This is a genomic window from Nonomuraea helvata (genome assembly GCF_039535785.1).
Taxonomy (GTDB): Bacteria; Actinomycetota; Actinomycetes; order Streptosporangiales; family Streptosporangiaceae; genus Nonomuraea; species Nonomuraea helvata.
The window spans coordinates 2118911-2138073 of sequence record NZ_BAAAXV010000001.1 but is presented as its reverse complement, the minus strand read 5'-3'; the positions used below and the strand labels follow the sequence as shown (position 1 = coordinate 2138073).

Here is a 19163-nt window from a genome sequence, read left to right as displayed (position 1 = left end):
AGAGCCGGCCCCCACCTCCCAGGTGGGGGCCGGCTCTGTGTGATCGTCAGTGCTAATCGGCCGCCTTGCGGAGCCCGCGCAGTGTCGTCGCCGGGTCGGCCAGTACGGGCAGCGCCGCGAACATCCCCGTGACGCCCACGGACTCCAGCACCTTCAGCTGCTCGGCCACCTCCGGGACGGTCCCCGCCACGCCGGTGAGCGAGAGGGCGAAGTCGGTGAGCCCCAGCTCCTCCAGCAGGCGCGCGTTCTTGCCTCCGTGGACGAAGTCCCAGACGTCGTAGCGGCGCTCCATCTCCTCCACCGCGCCCAGCAGGCCGGACGGGACGAGCTTGCGCATGTGCGGCGCCTTCAGGCGCAGGGCGACGTCGGAGGCCAGGGCCGCGGCGATCTCGGCGACCGCCTCCTCGTGGGTGTCGCGGACGGACATGAAGCTGAAGCCCCAGATCTCGATCGCGTCCGGGTCGCGGCCGGCCTGCTCGGCGCCGGCCCGGATCATGGCGATCTTCCGCTCCACGTGCTCGGCCGACATCCCGACCGTGGTGATCACGCCGTCGGCCGTCTCGCCCGCCAGGCGCAGGCTCTGCGGGTAGTCGGCGGCCACGTGGATCGGCATGGGGTGCACCCGGGTGAGCGCCTCGGTGGTGAAGCCGTCGACCTCCGCCGTCCCGCCGTCGAGGATCTCCCGGACCGCCCGCAGGTAGTCGAAGAGCTGGCGTGGCGAGCCCACGGGGGAGCGCCCGACGACGCGCCTGGTGCTGCCGCCGTTGCCCAGCGAGAGGTGGACCCGGCCGCCCGTCAGCTCGTACAGGGTGGAGATCGCGGTGGCGGTGGCGACAGGGTGGCGCAGGAACGGCGTGGTCACCATGGTCGTCAGGGTCGCGTTCCTGCTCTCCTGCGCCGCCACGGCGAGCGACACGAACAGCTCGTAGGCGCGGGCAGGGGTGTCCCCGACGCCGATGACGTCATATCCGAGCTCGTCGGTGAGGCGGACGACATCGCGAAATACGGCGAGGTCGTCCGTCCACTCGATGATCGCGCCCAGCTTCATGGCATACCTTTCGACGTTCGGCTCGGAAGCCGAAAATAGCCAGGCGAACTCGACGCGCCGTCGAACGCGCCGGACAGGCGTATCGACCCAGGCTCGACCGCGCCCCCAACGACCGCTCGGAGACTTGTGCACGCCGGTAGCCAGGCAAGCACAGAGGAGCGTTCATGGATATCGGAGTCTGCCTTCCGACCACCATCCCCGGCGCCGACGGCAGCCAGCTGATCGAGTTCGCGCGCCGCGCCGAGCGCCTCGGATTCAGCAGCCTGACGGTGGTCGATCGGATGGTCTACGACAACTACGACGGCATCGTCACACTCTCCGCCGCGGCGGCGGTGACCGAGCGGATCAAGCTCGTGACGGCGATCCTGCTGGCCGCCTACCGGCCGAGCGCCGTGGAGCTGGCCAAGCAGCTCGCCAGCCTGGACCGCCTGTCCGGGGGCCGTCTCATCGTCGGCGTCTCCGCCGGCATGCGCGAGGACGACTACGTCGCGACGGGCACCGACTACCACACCCGTGGCAGGCGGCTGGACGCGATGCTCGAGGAGCTCAGGGAGGTCTGGAAGGGCGAAGGCCCGGTTCCGGGCGTCGGCCCGCGGCCCGTCAACGGGGACATCCCGTTCTGGGCCGGCGGCCACTCGCCCGGGGGCCTGCGCCGGGCCGCGAAGTACGGCATCGGCTGGATCTCGCCCGGCGGCCCGCCGCAGAAGTTCCCCGACCTGGTGGCCAGGTTCAAGGAGCTCTGGGACGAGGAGGGCCGCACCGGCACGCCGAGGATGGGCACCAACTGCTACGTGTCCCTCGGCCCCGACGGCAAGGAGCGGGCCACCGAGCACATGCTCAGCTACTACGCCTACATGGGCACCATGGCCGAGCATCTCGCCAAGGGCGCCATCACGGACGAGAGCGTGCTCAAGGACGCGGCGGCCGCCTACGCGGCCAACGGCTGCGACGAGCTGCTGATCCTTTCGTGCACGGCCGATCCGGACCACCTCGACCGGATCGCCGACGTGGTGCTGTGATGCCGCTACGGATCATCATCATCGGCGGCGGCATCGGCGGGCTCTGCCTCGCTCAAGGTCTGAAACAGGCCGGTGTCGACGACGTCCACGTCTATGAGCGTGACGCGTCGCCCCGCGGGCGGATGCAGGGCTACCGGCTGCGGATCAGCCCGGAAGGGGAGAGCGCGCTGCGGGACTGCCTGCCCCGCCGCGCGCAGGACCTGCTCGCCGCGACCGCGAACCTGCGGCACGAGCAGGGCCTGGCGGCCTACGACGAGCAGCTGAACCCGCAGTGGGCCCCCGAGTTCGGCGACGCGCGCGGCGACGCGCCCGACAAGATCGACGCGGTCGACCGCATGACGCTGCGGCGCGTCCTGCTGGCGGGTCTCGACGGGGTGCACTTCGACCGGCGCTTCACGCATTTTGAGCAGGTGGGCGACCAGGTCGTGGCGCACTTCGCCGACGGCGGCTCGGTCACCGGCGACGTGCTGGTGGCGGCCGACGGCGCCAACTCGCAGGTGCGCAGGCAGCTGCGGCCGGAGTTCCGGCACCTCGACCTCGGCGTCCGCGCGATCCTCTCCCGTACGCCGAGGGCTGCCGCCATCAAGGCCGGCCTGCCGGAGGTGCTGCGCGACCGGTTCGTCAACGTCACCGGCGCCAACGGGCTCCGCCTCGCGCTGATGCCCATGGTCTTCCGCGACACGCCGCGCGAGGCGGCCGGGCGGTTGTGGCCGGGTGTGGAGATGGACCCGGCCGAGGACTACTACATGTCGGTCTTCAGCGTGCACCGCGACGTGCTGGGGATCCCCGACACCGAGTTCCTCTCGATGACCGGCGAACAGCTGCGCGAGCTGGTGCTCGAGCGGACCGCCGAATGGCATCCGGACCTTCGCGGCGTGTTCGCGCACGCCGAGGCGGCGGAGACCTATCCGCTGACGCTGAAGGCGACGGTGCCCGTCGAGCCCTGGGGTGAGGGCAGGGTCATCCCCCTCGGAGACGCCGTCCACACGATGCCGCCGACCGGCGGCGTCGGGGCGAACACCGCGCTGCGCGACGCGAGCGCCCTCAGCCGGGCCCTGGCGGCCGTGGCGCGGGGCGAGGCGTCGCTGGAGGACGCGGCGGCCGGCTATCAGGCCGAGATGGTGCGGTACGCGACCGAAGCGATCGAGATGTCGCTGAAGATCGCCAAATGGTCCATGCGGAAGATCGATGTCGAAACAGAAGCCTAGGGAGATGCGTACGTGACGACTACAGCCGTGGACACCAGCAAGCCTTCCGGGATCATCCGGCTGGCCAACTCCTTCTGTGACGCGAAGGCGCTGATGACCGCCGTGGAGCTCGGTCTGTTCACCGAGTTGCAGGGCGTGGAGGCCTCCGCCGAGGAGATCCGCGAGCGCCTCGGCCTGCACGGCCGCGGCCTGTCCGACTGGCTCGACCTGCTGGTCGAGCTCAACCTGCTGGAGCGAGAGGACGGCCGTTACCGCAACAGCGCGGGCGCCGACCAGTACCTGGTGCGCGGCACGGAGCCGTACATCGGCGGGTTCATCGAGAGGTCCAACCGCAACCTCTACCCGGCCTGGGGCCGGCTCTCCGAGGCGCTGCGCACCGGCGAGTCGCAGACCGGCAGCCACTTCGACGAGGTGGTCGAGAACCCGAAGATCCTCGGCCAGTTCATCAACTCGATGGACGCGCTGACGCGCACGCTCGGCCCGCAGCTGATCGAGGCCTACGACGGCTGGGGCGACTACGACTCCGTGCTGGACGTCGGCGGCTGCCGCGGCGCTCTGGTCTCCCAGATCGTCAAGGCGCATTCGCACCTCGCCGGCTCGGTGTTCGACCTGCCGCAGATGGCGCCCTTCGCCGAGGAGCTCGCCGCCGCGCAGGGGCTGACCGGCAAGGTGACCTTCCACGGGGGCAGCTTCTTCAACGACCCGCTGCCCAGCGCCGACATCGTGGTCATGGGGCACGTGCTGCACGACTGGTCGGCCGAGCAGCGCAAGTTCCTGGTGGAGAAGGCGTACCAGGCCGTCAACCCCGGGGGCGTGCTCGTGGTCTACGACCGCATGCTCGACCGCAAGTCCAGCCGGATCGAGAACCTGGTGATCAGCCTGGACATGCTGCTGGTCACCGACGGCGGGTCGGAGTACACCGTGGGTGAGCTCCGGAGCCACGCGGAGGCGGCCGGGTTCGCCTCCGTCGAGGTGCGCCTGCTCGGCGACGACGACACGCTCGTGATCGCCCGCAAGGCGAGCTGAGCCCCACCGCACGGCGAAGGCCGGTGACGGATCCACCGTCACCGGCCTTCTGCGTTGAGAGACTCGTCAGTGGAGGACGGTGGATGCCGCCGGCTCGCCGGTCTCGACCGGCCGGACGATGCCCGCCGCGATCCGGTCACGCCGGTACGCCACCGCGAGACCGAAGCCCGTGACGATCACGGCGATGACGAGGAAGTAGACCGACTGCGGGATGACCGCGGTCACCCGTACCACCTGGCTGGCCAGGCCGGCGCCGAGCGCGGAGAACAGCCACCACAGGCCGATCATCCGGGCGCGGAAGGCCGGGGGCGCGACCTCGAAGGCGGCGCTGATGCCGACCGCCGCGATGATGAGCTCGCCGAGGGCGTGCAGGAGGTAGATCGAGACCAGCCACAGGGGTGAGGTCTTCTCGCCCGAAGCCGCCAGCCAGGCGGCGCCCGCCATGATCATGAAGCTGAACCCGACGATGACGAGCCCGACCGAGAACTTCACCGCCACGTTGACGTACTGCCCGTGGCGCTTGAAGTACCGCGCCAGCAGCGGCGCGGCCAGCAGGATGAACAGCGGCGTCGCCGACTGGAGCCAGCTCGCCGGCACGACGAAGCCGAAGATCTCGCGGTCGGTGGACTGCTGGGCGAAGAGGTTCAGGATCGAGCCGTCCTGACCGGCGATCAGCCAGAACAGCGCCGAGCCGCACAGCGGCCAGAGGAAGACGGTCAGGCGCCGCCGGTCGCCCGCGGTGAGGTCGGGGTGGCGGCGGAGCAGCCAGAAGGACACGAACGGCACCACGATGATGCTCAGCCCGCAGATGGCGATGGTGAGCCCGACCGGCACCAGCCCCACCGCCGCCGCCAGCAGGAAGACCGCCGGGACGGCCGCGCGCACGCCGAACCGCCGCAGCTCCTGCCCGCTCGCCCGGTTGACGGTGAGGGTGCCGGCGGTGTCGAAGCGGCGGCTGCCACGCCAGTACGTCAGCGCACAGGCGACGGAGGTCACCCCGGCCGCGGCGAAGCCGGCGTGCCAGTCGACGCGTTCGCCCAGGTAGCCGGTCACCAGCGGGGCCAGCAGAGCGCTCACCTGGATGCCCACGTAGAAGATGGAGATCGCCGCCTCGCGCTCGCTGCGGACGCGTTCGTAGTGCAGGTTGAGCATGGTGGTGAGGTTCGGCTTGTAGATCGCCGTGCCCGTCGCCACCAGCAGCAGCCCGACGCCGGTGAGCGCGGTCGTGGGTGCGGCGAGCACGAAGTAGCCGGCCGCCACGATGACGGCGCCGTACAGCGTCGCGGCGTGCGGGCCGAGGATCCGGTCGCCCACCCAGCCGCCGAGCAGCGACAGCATGAAGGTGAGGCCGAGGTAGACGCCCATCAGCGCAGCGGAGTCGGTGGGCGCCAGCCCGAGGCCGCCGCCGGCGGCGGGTGCGCTGAAGTAGAGGACCAGGATGGCGAGCATGCCGTAGAAGCCGAAGCGCTCCCACAGGTCGCTCATGAAGAGCGTGATGAACGAACGTCTGGACCAGGATGGGGATGTCATGCTCCGAGCGTCCGTCCAGGGGTTCGAGCCAGGCTCAAGGACGACCTGAGCGTGCTTATGGTCGCGCTCCCTCGGGCCTTCGCTGGTTACGGGCTGGACGCCCTGCCGCTCTCAGGCCCGGCTCGCCGCTCCGGCGGCACACCACCAGGGTCTCGTTGTGGTCGAGCGGCTGCCGGCTCACGGAGGCGAAGCCCGCCGACTCGGCGAGTTCGACGAGCTCGCCGATGGCGTACTCCTCGCCCTCCTCGGTGACCAGGGCCATGACCAGGCTGGTCACGAGGTTGTCGACGGTCGGGTGCGCGGCGTCGATCATCCGGTCGTGCACGAGCAGCACGCCGCCGGGGTTGACGGCCTTGAACGCGGCGCGGACCAACTGCTCCCGCCGCTCCCGCGACCAGTTGTGCAGGATGTGCCCGAGGATCAGCACATCGGCACGAGGCAGTGGGTCGGCGAAGAAGTCCCCGGAGTGGAAGCGGACCCTCCCGGCCGTGCCGAGCTCGGCCATGTGCTCGTCGAACAGCGGCTCCATCTGCGGCAGGTCGAACACGTGCCCGGTCAGCCCCGGGTGGGACCGGACGAGCTGCCCCACCAGGTCGCCCCGGCACCCGCCGACGTCCAGGACGCTCCGGTGGGCCGCCCAGTCGACGGCCTTGACGATCCCCGGCACGAGCGGCTGCAGGGCGCCGTCCATCATGCGGGTGTACCGCCGCAGCTCCGCGGGGTCGTCCAGCATGGCGGCGAAACCGTCGGCGGCCGATCGCGGCCGGCCGGTGCGCAGCGTCTCGGTGAGCTCCCCCCAGAGCGGATAGAGGTTCGCCTTGGCGCCGAGGAGCGCGCCCCCGACGTATCCTGGCCGGCCCTCGACGAGGTGGAGCTCCGCGACCTCGGCGTTGCGGTAGCGGCCGTCGTCCTCCAGGAGCAGGCCGAGCGCGACCAGCAGCCGCAGGAAGTCACGCAGGCCGCGGCCGTGCAGGCCCAGCAGGCGGGCGAGGTCGGGCTCGGCGGCCGGCCCGTCGCACAGCACGGTGAACAGGTTGAGCTCCACCGCCGTGAGCAGCGCCTGGGCCTCACAGAATGCGTTGCCGAGGCGGAGAATGTCGTGCACGGAGCCGGGGGCGCTGGGCGTCATCGGCCGGCCTCCTTCCATCCATAGCGCTCTGGGTCACGGCGACCATGCCGCAGCGCCGTGGAACCTCACTCGAAGACGGCCCCTCGAGCCGCCCGCGAACCGCGTCTCGCACAGTGAGGCTCTCCCAACCGAAACGGGTGAGTGCGATGCATGTGAGCGCGACGAAGGACACGTGCGCGGTGGCCAGCCTGTGCGTCTACGGCGTTCCCGAGGTCTTCGACCAGGACGAGGACGGCCTGGTCGAGGTGCTCGACCCGAACCCGTCCGGCGAGCTGCACGACGCCGTACGCCACGCGGCCCGCGGCTGCCCGACCCGGTCGATCCACATCCGGGACGTGCCCGCCTGAGCCCGGTCGAGCGGTCGTCGAGGTCGGCTGGACTCGGCGGTCACATGCTGGGGCGAAGCTTGCCGACCAACCGAAGGAGATGTGGATGTGCGGTATCGCCGGCTGGGCGGACTTCGGACGAGACCTGACGCCCGAGCGGGCGACGTTGCAGGCGATGACCGACGCGCTGGCCAAACGAGGCGTTGACGACCGGGGCCTGTGGCTGCGTGGCCACGTCGGGCTCGGGCACACGCGTACGGCGATCATCGACGTGGCCGGTGGTGCGCAGCCGCTGGCCGTCGAGGAGAACGGCAGCACCATCGCCGTGATCGTCTACAACGGCGAGGTCTACAACTTCAAGCAGCTGCGCACGGAGCTGCGGGCGCGGGGACACGAGTTCCGCACGCGCAGCGACACCGAGGTCGTCCTGCGCTCCTACCTCGAGTGGGGGAGCGACTGCGCCAAGCGCCTCGAGGGCATCTTCGCCTTCGCGATCTGGGACGTGCGCAGGGAGGAACTGTTCCTGGTCCGCGACCGCCTCGGCGTCAAGCCCCTGTTCTACACCAGGCTCCCGGAGGGGATCCTGTTCGGTTCCGAGCCCAAGTCGCTGCTGGCCAACCCGCTGGTGCGGCCCGCCGTGACGCTCGACGGGCTGCGCGAGCTGTTCGCCACCGCCAAGACCCCGGGCCGGTCCGTCTTCCGCGACATGCGGGCGGTGCTGCCGGGTCACTCGCTGACCGTCGGCCGCGACGGCGTGGTGGACCGGACGTACTGGGCGCTGGAGGCACGGCCGCACGACGACGACATCAAGGAGACCATCGGCCACGTCCGCGAGCTGCTCGAGGACATCGTCCTGCGGGAGCTGGAGGCGGACGTCCCGCTCTGCACGGCGCTCTCCGGCGGCCTGGACTCCAGCGCCATCACGGCGATCGCCGCCAAGTGGCGGTGGAAGCTCGACGGCGAGCGGGTGCGCACGTTCGTGACCACGTTCGACACGTACGCGCAGAACTTCCGGCCGGACGACGTCCGCTTCTCGCCGGACGAGCCGTACGCGGCCGAGATGGCGCGGCACATCAGCTCCGACCACATCAGGATCATGCTGAATACCCGCGACCTGATGGACCCGCGGACCCGGCTGGAGGTGCTGCTGGCCCAGGACATGCCGACGACGCTGGGCGACATGGACACCTCCAACTACCTGACCTCCCGTGAGATCAAGACGCACTCCACGGTGGCGCTGGCGGGCGAGGTGGCCGACGAGATCTTCGGCGGCTACAACTGGATGTACGTCCCCGAGCTGCTGAACGCCGGCACCTTCCCCTGGACGGCCAACGAGCTCCGCCAGCCGGGCTCGCCCCGCGGCCAGGGCCGGGGCCTGTTCGACCAGGGCCTGATGCGCAAGCTCGACATGGAGGCCTTCTACGCCGACGGCTACAGCCAGGCGCTGTCCGAGGTGCCGCACCAGGAGGGCGACGACGCCGAGGAGCGGCAGATGCGCTCGCTCGGCTACGTCACCCTGACCCGCTGGCTGCCCATGCTGCTCGATCGGGACGACCGCCTGTCCATGGCGCACGGTCTCGAGCTCCGCGTGCCGTACGCCGACCACCGGCTGGTCGAGTACATGTACAACACGCCGTGGAGCTTCAAGACCTTCGACGGCAGGGAGAAGAGCATCCTGCGCGCGGCCGTACGCGATCTCGTGCCCGCCTCCGTGCTGGACCGCAAGAAGAGCCCGTGGCCCGTCACGCAGGACCCGGCCTACACGCGGATGCTGCACGGCGAGCTGACCGCCCTGATCAACGATCCCTCGTCGCCGGCCCTCCCGCTGCTCGACCTGGACGCCATCCGGCGCACGGTCGAGGAGCCGTCCGAGCGCGCCAACGAGTGGATCAGCAGGATGCACATCGAGATGACGTTGCAGTTCAACACCTGGATGAGGCAGTACAACGTAGAGCTGGAGATCTGACGATGGACTTCGCCGACGTGCTGCGCAAGCGCCAGATGATGCGCAGCTACAAGGACCGGCCCGTGGCCGACGAGGTGCTGCAGCGCGTCCTGCAGGCGTTGCGGCGGGCGCCCAGCGCGGGTTTCAGCCAGGGGCACCGGCTCGTCGTCGTGACCGATCCCAAGCTCCGGCAGCAGGCCGCCGACATCGCCGAGGGACGCTACGTCGACCTGGGCTTCCCCCGGTGGATCGCCTCCGCGCCGGTGCACATCTACCTGTGCACGCGGGAGCGGTCGTACCACGAGCGCTACGGCGGCGCCGAGGAGGTCAGGCCGGGCTACAGCGAGATTCCCTGGCCCGTGCCGTTCTGGTGGTTCGACTGCGGCGCGCTGTTCATGCTGCTGCAGCTGGCCGCGCTCAACGAGGGGCTCGCGACCGGGTTCTTCAGCTCCGTCTACACCGACGAGCTGGACGAGCTGGCGCAGGTCGTCGCCCTGCCGGACGACCTCGCCCTGGCCGGCGTGATCACCATCGGCCACCCGGACCATGACCGCGTGCTGCCCGTGCCGCCCAACGCCGCGACCCGCCTGCCCAACGACCAGCTCATCGAATGGCGGGTGTGAGTGGTGAAACCGCGCATCGCCGTCCTCGGGGGCGGCATCGCCGGCCTGGCGGCCGCCATCGGCCTGGTACGGCACGGCTACCCGGTCACGCTGATCGAGCGCGACCCGCCGCCGCCCGCCGACCCGGGGCTGGACCCCTTCCTGGCGTGGAAGCGCCGCGGCGTCCCGCAGTTCCGGCTGCCGCACGGCTTCTCCGCGCGGGCGCGCACGCTGCTGGCGGCGCACGCGCCCGAGGTCCTCGACCAGCTCAGGGCCGACGGCATCGAGGAGGTCAACGTCTTCAAGACCTTCGTCCCGCCGGAGCTCTGGGAGCCTTCCGACGAGGAGTTCACCGTCGTGTGGGCGCGCAGGTCGGCCTTCGAGCTGGCGCTACGGCGCTGCGCCGAGGCCGAGCCGGGCATCACCTTCCGCTGCCCGGAGGTCGTGGGCGGCCTGCTCTTCGCACCGGAGGAGTCGGGGCCGCCCCGGGTGACCGGGGTGCGCCTGGCCGACGGGCAGGAACTGGCGGCGGACCTGGTGCTCGACTGCGGCGGCGGGCGCTCGCGGGTGTCGCGCTGGCTGGCCGCCGCCGGCGTCACCGTCCCGACCGACACCCAGGACTGCCAGACCGTCTACTTCAGCCGCTATTACCGTTTCACCCCTGGCTGCGCCCTGCCGAAGAACGCCATGCTCGTCCGCGGCGAGCTCGAAAGCCTCATGTACATCGGCTTCCCCGGGGACCACGACACGTTCGGCCTCTGCCTCGAGGTCCACCCCAGCGAGAACCTGCAGCCGCTGCGCAACACGTGGACCTGGGAGGCCGCCGCGCGCAGCATCCCGGCGCTGGCGCCGTGGATCGACCCGGCCAACGCCACCCCGCTGGACGGCGTCCAGATCATGGGCGGGCATCACAACGTACGCCGGCGGTTCGTCGCGGACGGGCGGCCGGTCGTGACGGGGCTGCTGGCCGTCGGGGACGCGCTGTGCACCACCAACCCGGCCTACGGCTGGGGGGCGTCGATGGCGCTCACCTACGCCTTCGCCGCGGCGGAGGCGGTGGCCGCGCACCACGGCGATCCGGTGGCCATGGCGCTCGCCTATGACGCCGCCACCGCCTCCGAGGCCGACGCCGTCTACCGCGAGTCGGCGGCGATGGACCGGGCCCGCATCTACCGCATCACCGGTGAGGAGGTGCCCGAGGACGACCGGGCCGAGATGGAGCGGCAGCGGCTCATCGCCGAGGGCGTGGCCGCGGGGATACTCACCGACGTGGAGCTCTCCCGGGCCTTCTGCCGCCGGATCAACCTGGCCGGACCGGCCGACGCCGTGATCAACAATCCCGAGATCGTCCTGCGGGCCAGGGACAACCTGCGGCAGCTCGCGGCCGCGCCCGCCGTGGAGCTGGGGCCGGGCAGGGAGGAGCTCCGGGAGATCGTCCTGACGGCCGACGCCCGCGGCGAGGATCGGGCGCGCCTCGAGGGCTCGCCCGTGTGACCGTCACCCGGGCAGCGCGAAAGGGGTGGCGCACCGCGTACGTACGCGGTGCGCCACCCCCTTTCATGGACGCTGCCCGGGCCGGTGCTCAAGCGGAGTAGGCCGCGGTGACCTCGTAGATGCCGAACGGTCTGCCGCCGGGCGCCCGCTGGTGGCGGCGGAGGGGAGCCGTCGTGTCGCGGTGCCCCGCGCCCTCCTCCCAGCGGCGGAACGCGGCCAGGCTCTCCCACTCGCTCATCACGACGAACGCCGCGGGGTCGTCGGCGGCCCGCAGCAGTTCGTTGCCGAGCAGGCCGGGTGTGCCCGACAGGTCGCTGCTGATCCGGTGGTACGCCGCCTCCACCGCGTCAGGCTCCTCGGACGGCGCGACGGCGTAGATCAGCACCCTGGCTCGTGCCGTGGGCATCAGCGCTTGCCCCCCATCGCGTACACGACCTGCATGGTCGTCATCGTCCCGCCGGAGCGGAACGGGTGGAGCTTGGTGCGGTGCTCGAGGTGGCCGGCGCTGTGCTCGAACTCGCGGAAGCGCGGCTCGTCGGCCCAGTCGCTCATGATGTAGTAGACGCCTTCCTCCTCCTCGCTCTTGGAGAGCCACTGGCCGAGGTTGGCGGGGTGGTCGGTGACGGCCTTGCCGACCTGGTACCACGTCCGCTCGAACTCCTCCTCCATGCCGGAGTGGATGTTCATGCGGAGCAGGACGCGGAAGACGGGCTGTGACTGTGACATGGGATGACCTCAATCCTCGGGTTGGAGAAACTCGCGGTTCAACCGTTCACGTGCGTAGAGCCGGGTGAGTCTGTGCATGCCGTAGCGGATGCTGCCGGCGTCGTCCGCCCGTACGTCGAGCAGATGGCAGCCGGCCAGGCGGGTCAGCCGGGCCTCCACCGCGTCGGTGGCGTTGCCGAGCAGTCCTGCGGCGGTCACGGCGGTGAAGTCCTGCGCGGGGAGCAGACTGAGGAGGCGGAGCGTGCTGCGGTCGTGCGGGTCGAGCCGGAAGTAGGCGTGGTCGTAGTCGGCGCGCACGTCGAACTCGGCGAACCGCAGCTGGTCGAGGGGCGCCGGGGACGACTCCAGCAGCGCCGCCATCTTCTGCAGCGACCAGACCCTGGCGGCGGCGAGCCGGGAGCCGACGCAGCGCAGGGCCCGGGGCAGCCGTCCGCAGAGCTCGACGATCGTCTCGGCGTGCTCCGGCTCGGCGGCCACCCGTTCGGCCCCGATGATGCGGCCGAGCAGTTGCGTGCCTTCGGACAGGCTCATGACGCCGAGTTCGACGTTGGTCACGCCCGGCATGCTCTGCAGCCCCTCGCGGCTGGTGACGATCACGACGCAGTGGGGGGTCGCGGGCAGGAGCGGGGTCACCTGGGCGGCATCGCTGGCGTTGTCGAGGACGACCAGGATCCGCCGGTTGTTGCTCCAGGTCCGGAAGAGGTTGCTGCGCTCCTCGAGCGTCGGCGGGATCTGCTGGTCCGGCACCCCGACCGAGCGCAGGAAGCCGGCGAGGACGTCACCGGGCGACGCCGGCGCGGCCGACGCGCCGTGGAGGTCGGTGAAGAGCTGTCCGTCGGGGAACTGGGCCCGGTGCAGGTGCGCGGCGTGCAGCGCCAGGGTCGTCTTCCCCACGCCGCCCATCCCGGTGATCGATATCGTCCGGGCCGCGGTGCTGCCGGGCTGGGGCGCGGCCAGGACCTGGGCGAGCCGGGCGAGCTCCGCCACCCGTCCCGTGAAGTCGGAAATGTCGGGCGACAGCTGCGCGGGGACGGTCAGCGCGGCCGGCGGCGGGGTGGTGGCGCCCTGCGGCCGAGGGGGAGCGGTCCCGGCCGGTTTGGGGGCGTCGGCGCTCAGCAGCGACTGGTGGAGGCGCTGCAGGGCGGCGGACGGTTCGAGCCCGAGCTCGTCGATCAGCACCTTGCGCAACTGCCGGTAGACCTCCAGCGCCTCGTACCGGCGCCCGGAGCGGTTCAGGGCCGTCATGAGGTCGCCGTAGAAACGCTCGTGCAGGGGGTAGCCGTGTACGAGCGTCTTCAGCTCGCTGATGAGCTCGCGGTAGCGGCCGAGGCGCATGTCGGCATCGATGTGCAGCTCAAGGGCCCGCAGCCGGTTCTCCTCCAGGCGGGTCACGTGGGCGGAGAGGATCTCGCCCGTGGTGACGCCGAGGAGGGCCTGGCCACGCCACACGCTCAACGCCTCGGACAGCAGCTCGCCGGCGCGCTGCGCGTCGCCGCTCTCCAGCGTCAAACGGCCTTCACGCGTCGCCTTTTCAAAGATGCCGACATCGACGCTTTCGTCCGGAACATCCAGCAGATAACCGCACTGCTGCGTGTGCAAACGTGCCAGGCCCGAGGGGTCGAGCACTTCTTTCCTGAGTTTGTAGATGTAGGTCTGCAGGGTCGTCATCGCGCTCTCCGGCGGATGATCTCCCCATAACTCGTCGATGAATTCGCTGATTTGCACGATCTGGCCCTTGCGTACCAAGAGGAAGGCCAGGACCTGGCGGACCTTGGGTGCTGTAGGAGTGATGTCCCTGCCCTCGTGTATGACAGCGAGCGGGCCGAGTATGCGGAAGCTCATTGTGCCCTTCAATCTGCGCACGGCATGTTGAGGGAATCAACGTTGATTCCGGCGGAATTCGGACGTCCGGCATCAATTCCACTCGAAGGCTAATTTTTGAGCTTCTTTGCTAGCAACCCCTAGGGTTGCGGGTTAGCGGCCTACTGGCTGGTACTAGGGGTGATCCGGCACAGCACGGCGCCGGACGAGACGCTCTCTCCGGGGGTCGCGGACAGGCCGGTGACCACGCCCGGTTTGTGCGCGGTGACGGGCTGCTCCATCTTCATCGCCTCGATGACCAGGATGGTCTCGCCCTCCTCGACGGTGTCGCCGTCGGCCGCGAAGACCTTGACGACGGTGCCCTGCATCGAACTGACCAGGGCGTCGCTGTCGGCGCCTGCCAGTGTCGACGCCTTGGCGGCGCCCCCGCGCCTTGGCATCGCCCCGCCGTTCGTCGGGGCGTTCATCGCACCGCTCATGAGGCCGGTAGGCAGCACGACCTCGAGGCGACGGCCGTCCACCTCGACGCTGACGCGCTCGCGGGGGGCGGCCTGCGCCGGGACGACCTCGGTGTGCGGGTGCGGCTCGACGGGATTGGCGAACTCCGTCTCGATCCACCGGGTGTGCACGGTGAACGGCTCGCCCGTGAAGGCGGGCTCCTCCACCGCGGCGCGGTGGAAGGGCAGGAGCGTGGGGAGCCCCTCGATCTCGAACTCGGCCAGCGCCCGCCGGGCCCGCCGCAGTGCCTGTTCGCGATCGCCTCCCGTCACGACCAGCTTGGCGATCAGCGAGTCGAACTCCCTCGGCACCTCCTGGCCCGACGTGTACCCGGAGTCCAGCCGCACGCCCGGCCCGCTCGGCGGGCAGAAGGCCGCGATCGTGCCGGGGGCCGGCAGGAATCCGCGCCCGGCGTCCTCGGCGTTGATCCGGAACTCGATCGAGTGGCCGCGCGGCTCCGGGTCGCCGTAGCCGAGGGGCTCGCCCTCCGCGATGCGGAACATCTCCCGCACCAGGTCGATGCCCGTCACCTCCTCGGTGACCGGGTGCTCGACCTGCAGCCGGGTGTTCACCTCGAGGAACGAGACCACGCCGTCCAGGCCGATGAGGAACTCGCAGGTGCCCGCGCCGACGTAGCCGGCCTCGCGCAGGATCGCCTTGGAGCTGCTGTAGAGCTGCGCCCGCTGCTCGGCGGTCAGGAACGGGGCCGGCGCCTCCTCGACGAGCTTCTGGTGCCGCCGCTGCAGCGAGCAGTCGCGGGTCGAGACCACCACGACCTCGCCGTACGCGTCGGCCAGGCACTGGGTCTCCACGTGGCGCGGCCGCTCCAGATAGCGCTCCACGAAGCATTCCCCGCGCCCGAAGGCCGTGACCGCCTCGCGCACCGCCGACTCGTACGCCTCCGGGATCTCCGCCGTCGTGCAGGCGACCTTCAGCCCCCGGCCGCCTCCGCCGTACGCCGCCTTGATCGCGATCGGGAGCCCGTGCTCGGCGGCGAAGGCCAGCACCTCCTCCACACCGGCGACCGGCTCGCCGGTGCCGGCCACCATCGGCGCGCCGACCTTCTGCGCGATGTGCCGCGCGGCGACCTTGTCGCCGAGCGCCCTGATCGCGGCGGGCGGCGGGCCGATCCAGGTGAGCCCCGCATCGAGGACGGCCTCGGCGAAGTCGGCGTTCTCCGCCAGGAACCCGTAGCCGGGATGGACCGCGTCCGCGCCGGAGCGGTCGGCGACGGCCAGCACCTTGTCGATGGCCAGGTACGTCTCGGCCGGGCTGGTCCCGCCGAGCGCGTACGCCTCGTCGGCGCGCTTGACGTGGAGGGCGTTCAGGTCCTGTTCGGAGTAGATGGCGACGCTGGTCAGGCCCAGGTCCTTGCAGGCTCTGGCGATCCGTACCGCGATCTCGCCGCGGTTGACGATCAGGACCTTGGAGATGCCGCTCATGACGTCCTCGCCAGAGTCCGGCCGAGCGCGCCGCGGAGCGTCGCCTCAGGGTCGGCGTCCGGCGAGGGGCCGCACCAGGCCACGTAGCCGTCGGGCCGTACGAGCACCGCCCCGTCCCGGCCGACGCCGTAGCGGTCCTCCCAGGCGCCGTCCACGTCGATCACCTCCTGGCCGACGCGGTAGGCCCGCAACGGGACGCCCAGCTGGGCGGCGCACTTGTCCGCCGCCTCCGTCCATCCGGCGCCGTCAGCCCCGGTGAGCAGCACGAACGCGTCGTGGAACAGGTCGTGCACCGTGATCCGCCGCCCCTCGTGGCGCAGCCACAGGTGCGGCGCGCGAGCGCCGGGAACGGCTCGCGCCACCACCTGGTCGCCGTAGACGGAGTCGTGCCCGTAGCGCTGGCCGAGGGCGCAGACCAGGTCGTCCACGTCGTCCTCGTACGGCTGGTCAGAGAACCGGGCCTGCTGCCGCCGTACGGTGATCTCCGCCAGCGTCCGCGCCACCGGCCTGCGCTCGGGCTCGTAGGTGTCGAGCAGGCCCGCTCCCGCCCACCCGCCGAGCACCCCGGCGAGCTTCCAGGCCAGGTTGTGCGCGTCCTGGACGGCGGCGTTCGCCCCCATCGCGCCGGCGGGCGACCAGACGTGCGCGGAGTCGCCGGCGAGGAAGACGCGGCCGTGGCGGTAGCGGTCGGCGACCCCGACGGCCTCCTCCCAGCAGGCGATGTCGAGGACGGTGACGGGGATGTCCCGGCCGATGACCGTTCTGGCCACCTTCTCGCAGCGTGCCGGGGTGAAGTCGGCGGGGGACTCCTTGGCGGGGTCGTAGGTGAAGCTGATCGCCCACTGGCCGGGCACGGCGGTGGTGAGGAACGAGCCGAAGCCGATCTCGGCGTTGACCACGATCCAGAGCATGGCCCGCTGCGTCACGAGCTCCGCCAGGTCCGCCTCGACGATGAAGGTGACCCAGTTCTGGGTGACGCCCGGCCCCGTGTGGTCGATGCCGAGCCGGCGCCTGATGGCGCCGCGGAAGCCGTCGGCGGCGATCAGATAGTCGGAGCGTATGGTGCGCCGCTGCCCGCTGACCCGGTCCTCGGTCACCGCCGTGACACCCTCGGCGTCCACCTCGACCGAGAGGCACCGCGTGTCGAACCGGATGTCGGCCCCCAGGCCGCGGGCCGCCTCGATCAGGATCGGCTCCACGCTGCGCTGGTCGGCCATGACGTACTCGCCGGCGGTCAGCTCGGGAAAGGCCCGCGGCGAGTCGTCGTCCAGCAGCCACGTCCACTCGCCCGCGAGGCTCTCGCACCGTACGACGCCCGATTCGGCGTCGAACGGCGCGCCGGCCGCCGCGATGCGCGCGGCCAGGCCAAGGGGGCGGTAGAGCTCCATGGTCCGCTGGTTGATCCCGCGTGCGCGGCCCTGGATGGACACGCCCGATTGCTTGTCCACCAGCACCGGGCGCACGCCGTGCCCCGACAGGAACAGTGCCGAGGCCAGGCCCGCGTACCCGCCACCGACGATGAGGACCGGGGCGTTCTCGTCAGGCGTCGTCATCAATGGTCTCCTTCTCCGGCTGCATCGGTGCGCTTGCCGGAGGGTTCCACGGCAGGCTCAAGCCTCGCTCGGGTCGCGGGTGGCTTCGAGTCTCGTCCGAGTACGGCGGTGCATGCTGCGTGCCGTACAGACCGGATTTCCCTTGGGAGGACACGATGCCCTTCACGGCGATCACCTATGACATCAAGAGCGGCTACGAGGACCAGGTCGCGGAGGTCTTCTCCGGCTTCCAGCGGCCGAGGTCGGCGGTGGTGCCGGGGGCTGACGGCGAGCAGGCCGGGCGGATCCTGGCCACGGCGGTGTTCATCAGGGACAACCTGCTGGTCCGGTTCATCGAGTTCGAAGGCGACCTCGACGCCGTGGCGCGGCACATGGCCGTCCAGCCGGGCGTCCAGGAGGTCGAGCGGAAACTCAAGCCGTACCTCAGGTCCCCTCGCGACACCGGCACCCCCGAAGGGTTCGTCCGGACGTTCAAGAGCAGCATGCTGCGCTCGATCACCCAGCTGGCCGTGCCGCGGTGAGTCGAGGGCGCCTCCAGTGCTGCTCGAGGCATCGGCCACCGCCCCGTGGTGCCCTGGGCGCATGCGGATAATCTTCACGACCTGGGCGTGGCCGTCCCACCTGTACGCGATGGTGCCGCTCGCGTGGGCCTGCCGGGCCGCCGGGCACGACGTGCTGGTGGCGAGCCAGCCGGAGCTCACCGGCGCGATCCTGCGTACCGGCCTGCCGGCGGCGCCGGTCGGGCGGGACGTGGACGCGGTGGCGACCTTCCACGACATCGTGTTCCCGCCGCCGTCGGCCCAGCGGCCGTCGGGCGGCGGGCCGCGGGTCTTCGGCCTGCTGGCCGAGCTGGCGGAGGCCATGACGGACGATCTCATCGCGCTGGGGAGGCGGTGGCGCGCGGACCTCATCGTGTTCGAGCCCACCGCCTTCGCGGGGCCGCTGGCCGCCGCCGCGCTCGGTGTCCCGGCCGTGCGGCACCTGTTCGGCACCGACCTCATGAGCGTCGTCGGGCGCTTCCTGCCGGACGCGCTCGCCCCGCTCAGCGCGAAGCTGGGGTTGGACGCCGTCGATCCGTTCGGCGTGGCGACCGTGGACCCGTGCCCCGCCGGGCTGCAGGTTCCCGTCGGCTCCCGCCGCCTGCCGATGCGCTATCTGCCCCACAACGGTCCCGGCAGGCTGCCCGTCGGCCTGCCCGCGCCGTCCGTCCGGCCGCGCGTGTGCGTCACCTGGGGCACCACGCCGAGCCGGGTGGCTCCGGAGCTCTTCCTGGCGGGGGAGGTGGCCAGGGCGATCGGCGACCTCGACGTGGAAGTGGTCGTCGCGGTCACGCCGGAGCAGCGGCCGCTGCTCGGCGAGCTGCCGCCCGGTGCGTACGTCACCGAGGGAACGCCGCTCGACCTCCTGCTGCCGGCCTGCGACGTCGTCGTGGCCCACGGCGGCGCGGGCACCCTGCTGACCGGGCTGGCGCACGGGCTGCCGCAGCTGCACCTCCCGCGGCTGCCCGATCACCAACGCCACTCCGGGCGGCTGGCCGAGGCGGGCGCAGGGCTGGCCCTCCCGGCGCAGGCAGCCGAGCCGGCGGCGATCAGAGACCATCTCGCCGAGCTGATGGCGAATCCGGGTCACCGGGCCGCCGCGCGGCGCCTGCAGGGCGAGATGTCCGGCCAGCCGTCCCCGGCCCAGGTCGTGAAGGCGCTGGAGAGCCTCGTCGAGCCGGGCACGAGCCGCCCTCAACCGGTGGCGGTGACTGTCGAGCAATGAGATCCACCCCGAAATTCGCGCACGAGTCATTC

17 protein-coding genes are annotated in these 19163 nt (G+C 71.2%); 9 read left to right on the top strand and 8 right to left on the bottom strand.

Annotated elements, in window-relative coordinates; all coding sequences use genetic code 11:
* Positions 1-52 precede the first annotated feature (52 nt).
* On the bottom strand, positions 53-1048 hold the full coding sequence (locus ABD830_RS09825) for an LLM class flavin-dependent oxidoreductase (RefSeq protein ID WP_344986215.1): 996 nt from the start codon (positions 1046-1048) through the stop codon (positions 53-55).
* A gap of 164 nt (positions 1049-1212) precedes the next feature.
* On the opposite strand from ABD830_RS09825, the gene ABD830_RS09820 reads away from it, so the two are divergent.
* Genes ABD830_RS09820 through ABD830_RS09810 form a run of 3 tightly spaced genes read left to right on the top strand, consistent with a single transcriptional unit; the run spans position 1213 to position 4301 of the window.
* Positions 1213-2067 carry an LLM class flavin-dependent oxidoreductase gene (locus tag ABD830_RS09820; RefSeq protein ID WP_344986214.1) on the top strand — a complete coding sequence of 285 codons (855 nt, stop codon included), beginning with the start codon at positions 1213-1215 and terminating at the stop codon, positions 2065-2067.
* Positions 2067-3275, top strand: a complete 1209-nt coding sequence (locus ABD830_RS09815) for an FAD-dependent oxidoreductase (RefSeq protein ID WP_344986212.1) — start codon at positions 2067-2069, stop codon at positions 3273-3275. Before ABD830_RS09820 ends, ABD830_RS09815 begins: the two co-directional genes overlap by 1 nt.
* A 12-nt stretch (positions 3276-3287) precedes the next feature.
* Complete coding sequence (locus tag ABD830_RS09810) at positions 3288-4301, top strand: methyltransferase (RefSeq protein ID WP_344986211.1); 1014 nt, start codon at positions 3288-3290, stop codon at positions 4299-4301.
* A 66-nt stretch (positions 4302-4367) separates the two neighbouring features.
* Here the strand turns inward: ABD830_RS09810 and ABD830_RS09805 are convergent, their stop codons facing one another.
* Both ABD830_RS09805 and ABD830_RS09800 read right to left on the bottom strand, forming a co-directional pair.
* Positions 4368-5831 carry a peptide MFS transporter gene (locus tag ABD830_RS09805; protein WP_344986210.1) on the bottom strand — a complete coding sequence of 488 codons (1464 nt, stop codon included), beginning with the start codon at positions 5829-5831 and terminating at the stop codon, positions 4368-4370.
* A gap of 55 nt (positions 5832-5886) precedes the next feature.
* Entirely contained in the window at positions 5887-6960 is a 1074-nt protein-coding gene (locus tag ABD830_RS09800) for a methyltransferase (protein WP_344986209.1), read from the bottom strand.
* A 146-nt stretch (positions 6961-7106) separates the two neighbouring features.
* On the opposite strand from ABD830_RS09800, the gene ABD830_RS09795 reads away from it, so the two are divergent.
* The 4 genes from ABD830_RS09795 to ABD830_RS09780 all read left to right on the top strand — a co-directional run bounded on the left by ABD830_RS09795 (position 7107) and on the right by ABD830_RS09780 (position 11327).
* Entirely contained in the window at positions 7107-7307 is a 201-nt protein-coding gene (locus ABD830_RS09795) for a ferredoxin (RefSeq protein ID WP_344986208.1), read from the top strand.
* Positions 7308-7392: 85 nt separating this feature from the next.
* The gene (gene asnB, locus ABD830_RS09790) at positions 7393-9252 is read left to right on the top strand and encodes an asparagine synthase (glutamine-hydrolyzing) (protein ID WP_344986207.1); all 1860 of its coding nucleotides are present in this window, start codon (positions 7393-7395) and stop codon (positions 9250-9252) included.
* Positions 9253-9254: 2 nt separating this feature from the next.
* Complete coding sequence (locus ABD830_RS09785) at positions 9255-9854, top strand: nitroreductase family protein (RefSeq protein ID WP_344986205.1); 600 nt, start codon at positions 9255-9257, stop codon at positions 9852-9854.
* A 3-nt stretch (positions 9855-9857) separates the two neighbouring features.
* Positions 9858-11327, top strand: coding sequence for an FAD-dependent oxidoreductase (locus ABD830_RS09780; protein ID WP_344986203.1), 1470 nt, complete (start codon positions 9858-9860; stop codon positions 11325-11327).
* A gap of 88 nt (positions 11328-11415) precedes the next feature.
* Here the strand turns inward: ABD830_RS09780 and ABD830_RS09775 are convergent, their stop codons facing one another.
* From ABD830_RS09775 to ABD830_RS09755, 5 genes are all read right to left on the bottom strand, one after another.
* The gene (locus tag ABD830_RS09775) at positions 11416-11733 is read right to left on the bottom strand and encodes an antibiotic biosynthesis monooxygenase family protein (RefSeq protein ID WP_344986201.1); all 318 of its coding nucleotides are present in this window, start codon (positions 11731-11733) and stop codon (positions 11416-11418) included.
* On the bottom strand, positions 11733-12053 hold the full coding sequence (locus tag ABD830_RS09770) for an antibiotic biosynthesis monooxygenase family protein (RefSeq protein ID WP_344986199.1): 321 nt from the start codon (positions 12051-12053) through the stop codon (positions 11733-11735). The genes ABD830_RS09775 and ABD830_RS09770 overlap by 1 nt, the downstream gene beginning before the upstream one ends.
* Positions 12054-12062: 9 nt before the next feature.
* Positions 12063-13895: an AfsR/SARP family transcriptional regulator gene (locus ABD830_RS09765; RefSeq protein ID WP_344986197.1), complete on the bottom strand. Its 1833-nt coding sequence runs from the start codon at positions 13893-13895 to the stop codon at positions 12063-12065.
* 140 nt (positions 13896-14035) lie between these two features.
* Positions 14036-15805 carry an acetyl/propionyl/methylcrotonyl-CoA carboxylase subunit alpha gene (locus tag ABD830_RS09760; protein ID WP_344987654.1) on the bottom strand — a complete coding sequence of 590 codons (1770 nt, stop codon included), beginning with the start codon at positions 15803-15805 and terminating at the stop codon, positions 14036-14038.
* 5 nt (positions 15806-15810) lie between these two features.
* Entirely contained in the window at positions 15811-17367 is a 1557-nt protein-coding gene (locus ABD830_RS09755) for an FAD-dependent monooxygenase (RefSeq protein WP_344986196.1), read from the bottom strand.
* Positions 17368-17522: 155 nt separating this feature from the next.
* Between ABD830_RS09755 and ABD830_RS09750 the strand changes: the two genes are divergently transcribed.
* Both ABD830_RS09750 and ABD830_RS09745 read left to right on the top strand, forming a co-directional pair.
* Positions 17523-17888, top strand: a complete 366-nt coding sequence (locus ABD830_RS09750) for a SchA/CurD-like domain-containing protein (RefSeq protein ID WP_344986195.1) — start codon at positions 17523-17525, stop codon at positions 17886-17888.
* Between the two features lie 61 nt (positions 17889-17949).
* Positions 17950-19131 carry a nucleotide disphospho-sugar-binding domain-containing protein gene (locus tag ABD830_RS09745; protein ID WP_344986194.1) on the top strand — a complete coding sequence of 394 codons (1182 nt, stop codon included), beginning with the start codon at positions 17950-17952 and terminating at the stop codon, positions 19129-19131.
* Positions 19132-19163 lie beyond the last annotated feature (32 nt).

What these genes read in the sequence shown, in the direction of transcription:
- ABD830_RS09825 (WP_344986215.1), bottom strand. Translation starts at nt 1,048, where the DNA reads ATGAAGCTGGGCGCGATCATCGAGTGGACGGACGACCTCGCCGTATTT.
- ABD830_RS09820 (WP_344986214.1), top strand. Translation starts at nt 1,213, where the DNA reads ATGGATATCGGAGTCTGCCTTCCGACCACCATCCCCGGCGCCGACGGC.
- ABD830_RS09815 (WP_344986212.1), top strand. Translation starts at nt 2,067, where the DNA reads ATGCCGCTACGGATCATCATCATCGGCGGCGGCATCGGCGGGCTCTGC.
- ABD830_RS09805 (WP_344986210.1), bottom strand. Translation starts at nt 5,831, where the DNA reads ATGACATCCCCATCCTGGTCCAGACGTTCGTTCATCACGCTCTTCATG.
- ABD830_RS09800 (WP_344986209.1), bottom strand. Translation starts at nt 6,960, where the DNA reads ATGACGCCCAGCGCCCCCGGCTCCGTGCACGACATTCTCCGCCTCGGC.
- ABD830_RS09795 (WP_344986208.1), top strand. Translation starts at nt 7,107, where the DNA reads ATGCATGTGAGCGCGACGAAGGACACGTGCGCGGTGGCCAGCCTGTGC.
- asnB (WP_344986207.1), top strand. Translation starts at nt 7,393, where the DNA reads ATGTGCGGTATCGCCGGCTGGGCGGACTTCGGACGAGACCTGACGCCC.
- ABD830_RS09785 (WP_344986205.1), top strand. Translation starts at nt 9,255, where the DNA reads ATGGACTTCGCCGACGTGCTGCGCAAGCGCCAGATGATGCGCAGCTAC.
- ABD830_RS09775 (WP_344986201.1), bottom strand. Translation starts at nt 11,733, where the DNA reads ATGCCCACGGCACGAGCCAGGGTGCTGATCTACGCCGTCGCGCCGTCC.
- ABD830_RS09770 (WP_344986199.1), bottom strand. Translation starts at nt 12,053, where the DNA reads ATGTCACAGTCACAGCCCGTCTTCCGCGTCCTGCTCCGCATGAACATC.
- ABD830_RS09765 (WP_344986197.1), bottom strand. Translation starts at nt 13,895, where the DNA reads ATGAGCTTCCGCATACTCGGCCCGCTCGCTGTCATACACGAGGGCAGG.
- ABD830_RS09755 (WP_344986196.1), bottom strand. Translation starts at nt 17,367, where the DNA reads ATGACGACGCCTGACGAGAACGCCCCGGTCCTCATCGTCGGTGGCGGG.
- ABD830_RS09750 (WP_344986195.1), top strand. Translation starts at nt 17,523, where the DNA reads ATGCCCTTCACGGCGATCACCTATGACATCAAGAGCGGCTACGAGGAC.
- ABD830_RS09745 (WP_344986194.1), top strand. Translation starts at nt 17,950, where the DNA reads ATGCGGATAATCTTCACGACCTGGGCGTGGCCGTCCCACCTGTACGCG.